Source organism: Arenibacter echinorum (assembly GCF_003259375.1).
GTDB classification, from domain to species: domain Bacteria; phylum Bacteroidota; class Bacteroidia; order Flavobacteriales; family Flavobacteriaceae; genus Arenibacter; species Arenibacter echinorum.
Genome location: NZ_QLLN01000011.1, coordinates 1 through 6,034, shown reverse-complemented (window position 1 = coordinate 6,034; position 6,034 = coordinate 1). Strand labels below are relative to the sequence as shown.

At 42.8% G+C, this 6,034-nt stretch carries 2 protein-coding genes; one reads left to right on the top strand and one right to left on the bottom strand.

All coding sequences use genetic code 11. The features are described 5' to 3' along the window. Window positions 1–704: 704 nt before the first annotated feature. The gene (locus LV92_RS20505) at window positions 705–2,129 is read right to left on the bottom strand and encodes an L-serine ammonia-lyase (RefSeq protein ID WP_111625468.1); all 1,425 of its coding nucleotides are present in this window, start codon (window positions 2,127–2,129) and stop codon (window positions 705–707) included. A 1,131-nt stretch (window positions 2,130–3,260) separates the two neighbouring features. Between LV92_RS20505 and dnaK the strand changes: the two genes are divergently transcribed. Then, window positions 3,261–5,171, top strand: coding sequence for a molecular chaperone DnaK (gene dnaK, locus LV92_RS20500; RefSeq protein WP_111625467.1), 1,911 nt, complete (start codon window positions 3,261–3,263; stop codon window positions 5,169–5,171). Window positions 5,172–6,034 lie beyond the last annotated feature (863 nt).

Below are 6,034 nucleotides of genomic sequence, written 5' to 3'. Positions count from 1 at the left end.
TGGTAATTTGAAAATGAATCAATGTGGAAATGCGGTAATGTGGAAATGTACCAATGACGGAATAGCCAAGAGCCAAGAGCCAAGAGAAAAGAGAAAAGAGGAAAGAGAAAAGAGAGGTTAATTTGAAAATGAGCGAATTGTTTAATGTGGAAAGTAGAATGAAGCATTACAAATGTTCTCTATAAATTATGAGGTCTCTTCCGATAGTTGTCGTGATGCCCTTACAATGACGAAATTAAGGGCTCCTTCGCTTGGTTAAGCCTGTCCCGCGATTTCCGCGGGAGGACAAGGTGGATTCTCCGCCTGCAGCGGAGGAGACAGAAGGGATTGAAAGCCCAAGGCTGGTGGAAAAATTGAGGTCCTTGGTAAAGAAACACACCCCTACCGTCTTGGACCCACCCCTAACCTCCCGCTAAAAAGCGGGACATGCTCTCCCAAGAGGGGAATATGTTTGGTGCCAAAATTCTAAACCCTAGCGTTAGTTCGAGTGGAATGCCGCTAGGCATTTTGTATCGAGAACAGGTTTGGCGCACACCGTCTACTTCTCGATACAATCCTCCTTCGTCGGATTACTCGAAGTGACGGCTTTAGACTTTCAACATTCCACTTTGAACATTTAACTTTGAACTTAACACTTTAGTCTAGTCTCTAGATTCTAGACTCTAGCCTCTCAATACTCAATACTCCCTTCTCAATACTATGCATCAACAATCACTAAGGTATACCCCAACGGCAAGTCCGCCTTCGGAGGTTTCTTTGTATTTGGTGCTCATATCCTTGGCGGTTTCCCACATGGTGTTTACCACTTTATCCAAGGGTACTTTTGCATTGGCAGGGTCGGAGTCCAACGCCAGTTCTGCCGCATTGATCGCTTTTATGGCGCCCATGCAGTTGCGCTCTATACATGGAATTTGTACCAACCCGCCTATGGGATCACAGGTGAGGCCCAAATGATGCTCCATCGCAATTTCTGCGGCTACAAGCACTTGCTCAGGGCTACCACCCATCAGTTCTGTCAGGGCTGCGGCTGCCATAGCAGATGAAACCCCTATTTCGGCCTGACAACCACCCATGGCCGCGGAAATGGTAGCACCCTTTTTAAAAATGCTGCCTATTTCTCCCGCGACCAAGAGGAATTGTTTTATGTGTTCAAAATTGGCCTCATGGTTTTCTATGACCATATAGTACATAAGGACTGCGGGGATTACCCCGGCACTGCCGTTGGTAGGGGCGGTTACCACGCGTCCCAAGGAGGCGTTTACCTCATTGACACTTAAGGCAAAGCAACTTACCCATTTGAGAATGGAACGGAATTTAACTTCGGTCTGTCTAATGGTGAGCAACCATTCCTGAGGAGTGGAATAGGGGAGGTCCCCTTTTAATTTTATATGGGTATCGTATGCCCTTCTTCGTACATTTAGTCCACCAGGAAGGTTTCCTTCGGTATGGCACCCAATGTACATACACTCCAACATAGTATCCCAAATGTGTTGTAAGCCTTTATCTATTTCAGCATCCGATCGCAGGGAGCGTTCGTTTACCAGCACCAATTGGGAAATGGATTTATTTTCTTTTTTGCAGGCGGCCAATAGGTCTACTCCTTTTTCTATGGGAAAGGGGAAGGCTTTAAAGACTTCCAGTTTTTTTTTGGAACGCTTGAGTTCTTCTTTAACAACAAAGCCACCCCCAATGGAATAATAGGTTTCCATTATTTGCTTGCCTTTGGCCAAGCTGGCCTTAAAGATCATTCCATTGGCATGAAAGGGCAAAAATTCTTTTTTAAATATGATATCCAATTTGGGATCGAAAGGAATTTCCAGGGAATTGTTCAAAAGCAGCTTTTTACTTTCTTGAATACCTTTTATTATACCACTTATATTTTCAATGGGAATGGTGACCGGGTCTGCTCCTGTAAGGCCCAACATAATGGCCAGATCGGTGGCGTGGCCCTTTCCGGTCAGGGAGAGGGAACCATATACTTCTATTTGGATTTGGGTAATATCATGGAACACCTTCTTTTCCAGAAGTTCGCCAATAAATCGCTCTGCGGCACGCCATGGACCCAGGGTATGGGAGCTGGAGGGGCCGACCCCGATTTTAAGCATATCGAAAACACTAATGCACTCCATTTTCCAATAGGTTAAAATTCTTAGTAAATATAGGATTATCTATTGGGAAATGGGTTGATTTGAAAATGAGTTAATGTGGTGATTTGATAATTGATTAATTTGAAAATGTACCAATGTACCAATGAAGGAATAGCCAAGAGCCAAGAGCCAAGAGAAAAGAGAAAAGAGAAAAGATGGATGGGTTAAGGTGGAAATGAATTAATTTGAAAATGAGTGAATTTGGTAATTTGGAGATGAGTTGATTTAGAAATGTAACAATGACGGAATAGCCATCCCGATAGTTATCGGGAGCGAAGAGAAAAGAGAAAAGAGAAAAGAGAAAAGAGAAAAGATGGATGGGTTAAGGTGGAAATGAATTAATTTGAAAATGAGGCAATGGCGGAATAGCCAAAAGCCAGAAGGCAAAAGCCAAAAGCGAAGAGTAAAGAAAAAAGAGAAAAGATAGATGGGTTAATGTGAAAATGTACCAATGGGTTAATGAAGCAATTTGAAAATGAGTCAATTTGAAAATGAGAAAATTTGCCATCGGGTTAATGGTTTAGATTTTCGGAAGAATTCGTCATTGCGAGGTGACGAAGCAATCTCTGTATGGAATGAACAGATTGCCGCGCTATGCCTGCCTAACGGCTAGGCAAGCTCGCAATGACGGGTTTTATTCTATCGTCGGTTCGAGTGCTTCCCGATACAATTTTGCTCCACTACGTTATGCAAAATCACCTGCCTTACGGCCGGTCAGGCTCGAAGTGACGACTTTCAAAAAAAAAGTCTTAAGTCTAGACTCTAGCATCTAGGCTCTAGGCTCTAGGTTCTTCTTCTCACTACCCAACTGCAACCTTGAACTTTATAACATTATAACTTTAAACTTTCAACTAAAAAATGCATTAGTGATTGCAATGGATAGCTACCAAAAGGGGACCAGGGGAGGGACACTTTTGGGACTAGCAATGGAAAGCACGACCCCTTGGCATATTTTCGCCAAGGGGGAATGCCCAAAAAAGCATGAAGACCTGTAATTCTTGGTAAATTTGGAGGAGTGTTCTGACAGCTTGTCATATTTTTTGTCATGGCACAATCATTGACTTAATAGACCCGAGTGCTAAAAAGATTTTTCAACACAGTAAATATATAAACATGAGTAAAATTATTGGAATAGATTTAGGAACAACAAACTCTTGCGTTTCGGTTATGGAGGGTAACGAAGCCGTTGTAATCCCAAACGCAGAAGGTAAGAGAACTACTCCATCTGTCATTGCTTTTGTAGAAGGCGGTGAGATTAAGGTTGGAGATCCTGCCAAAAGACAGGCAGTTACGAATCCAACGAAAACCATTTATTCCATAAAACGTTTTATGGGAAATAAATTCTCCGAATCTAGCAAAGAAGCTGATAGGGTACCTTATAAGGTAGTCAAAGGAGATAATGATACCCCTAGGGTAGATATAGACGGGCGTTTGTATTCTCCTCAGGAATTATCGGCCATGATTCTTCAGAAAATGAAGAAAACTGCCGAGGATTACCTAGGGCAGACCGTAACAAGAGCGGTAATTACCGTTCCTGCATACTTTAACGATGCACAACGACAAGCAACCAAGGAAGCCGGTGAAATTGCCGGACTTACCGTAGAAAGAATTATAAACGAGCCTACCGCAGCTTCTTTAGCTTACGGGATGGACAAAAAAGATACTGACCAGAAAATAGTGGTTTTCGATTTTGGTGGAGGAACACATGATGTTTCCATCTTGGAATTGGGTGACGGTGTTTTTGAAGTATTGGCCACAGATGGGGATACCCACTTGGGTGGTGATGACGTGGATCAAAAGATAATCGACTGGTTGGCCGATGAGTTCAACAAAGAGGAAGGCATAGACTTACGTAAAGATGCCATGGCATTGCAACGTTTGAGAGAGGCCGCTGAAAAGGCAAAAATTGAGTTGTCTTCTTCTGCACAGACCGAAATTAACCTTCCATACGTTACCGCTACGGCTTCAGGACCTAAGCATTTGGTACGTACCTTGACCAAAGCTAAATTTGAGCAATTGATAGATGATTTGGTAAAACGTACCATTGAGCCTTGTGCCACTGCCCTAAAAGCAGCTGGATTGAGCAAGAGCGATATAGACGAAATTATTTTGGTGGGTGGTTCTACAAGGATCCCAGCGGTACAGGATGCCGTTGAGAAGTTCTTTGGAAAGAAACCTTCCAAAGGTGTTAACCCTGATGAGGTAGTTGCAGTAGGTGCCGCTATACAAGGTGGGGTATTGACAGGAGATGTAAAAGACGTTCTTTTATTGGATGTTACGCCTTTGTCCCTAGGTATTGAAACTATGGGTAGCGTAATGACCAAATTGATAGAAGCCAACACGACTATCCCTACTAAGAAATCGCAAGTATTCTCCACAGCCGCTGACAATCAGCCATCTGTTGAGATCCATGTATTGCAGGGAGAACGCCCAATGGCAAAAGATAACAAGACTATAGGCCGTTTCCATTTGGATGGTATTCCACCAGCGCAAAGAGGAACTCCACAGATCGAAGTTACCTTTGATATTGATGCCAATGGTATTATAAAAGTATCGGCTACCGATAAGGCTACCAACAAAACGCAGGACATTAGAATTGAAGCTTCTTCAGGATTGACAGAAGAGGAAATCAAAAAAATGAAAGCAGAGGCTGAAGCCAATGCTGAAGCGGATAAAGTAGCTAAGGAAACTGCCGATAAATTGAACGAAGCGGATGCAATGATCTTCCAGACCGAGAAGCAATTGACCGAATTTGGCGAGAAATTATCTGCGGATAAGAAGAAGCCTATTGAGGATGCCTTGGCAGAACTTAAGAAGGCCCATGAAGCCAAAGATTTGGCTTTGATTACTCCAGCTTTGGATAAGATCAATGAGGCTTGGAAAGTAGCTTCTGAGGAAATGTACAAAGCTCAGGCAGAAGGACAACAAGGTGCTCCTGCAGGTGGCGCTGATACCGCATCTTCCAACGGAGAGTCCAAAGAAGCCGATAACGTAGAGGACGTAGATTTTGAGGAAGTGAAATAAGAACTTCCCTTTACATAAATAAACCCCCTTCAAGCAATTGATGGGGGTTTTGTTTTTTATATGGGTGCAGCCATAAGCCATAAGCCATGAGCCACGAGGCAAGAGCCAAGAGTCTAGAGAAAAGAGAAAAGAATAAAGAGTCAAGAGCCTGAAGTGGTTAATTTGAAAATAAGTCAATTTGATAATTTGAAAATGTACCAATGTGGAAATAGGTTAATGTGGAAATGGGAAAGTGGTTGGAGGCCAGTGATAATTTTTAAGGCAGGATTATTAGTCACTTCGACAGAGTCCCTTTTCGGGACGACGAGAAGTCGCACATACTAGTCTGGAGCTACTTGTGCGATTTAGCTCATGGCATAATTATTTTAGGGGTATGCGTGATTCAAAGGTTTAGCTACTTGTGCGTTTTAGCTTATGACAATTCTATTTTACGGGTATTCGTGAACCTTCGGTTTCTCTCTATCGTTCGAAATGACTGTTATGGCAAATTTGAACATTAAACATAGAACCTTACACCCCTAAGGTCCCCTCAAGGGGACAATAGCAGATAATGGCCATAGGAACTGAAAGTTGTAAATTGTCAACTATCTTCCTAAGTTCTTGGACTTTAAACCTTGAACATTAAACTTTGAACCTCAAATTGTTTCCGCCACTGAAGACTGTTCACTGAAGACTGACCACTATTTACTAATAATTGTTTATTGCTAATTGATCACTGTTCATTGTAATAAGCAGATTGCCGCGCTGCGCCTCCCTATCGGTAGGCAAGCTCGCAATGACGGGTTTTGTTCTATCGTCAGTTCGAGTGCTTCTCGATACTATTTTGCTCCACTTCGTTATGCAAAATCACTCGAAGTGACGGG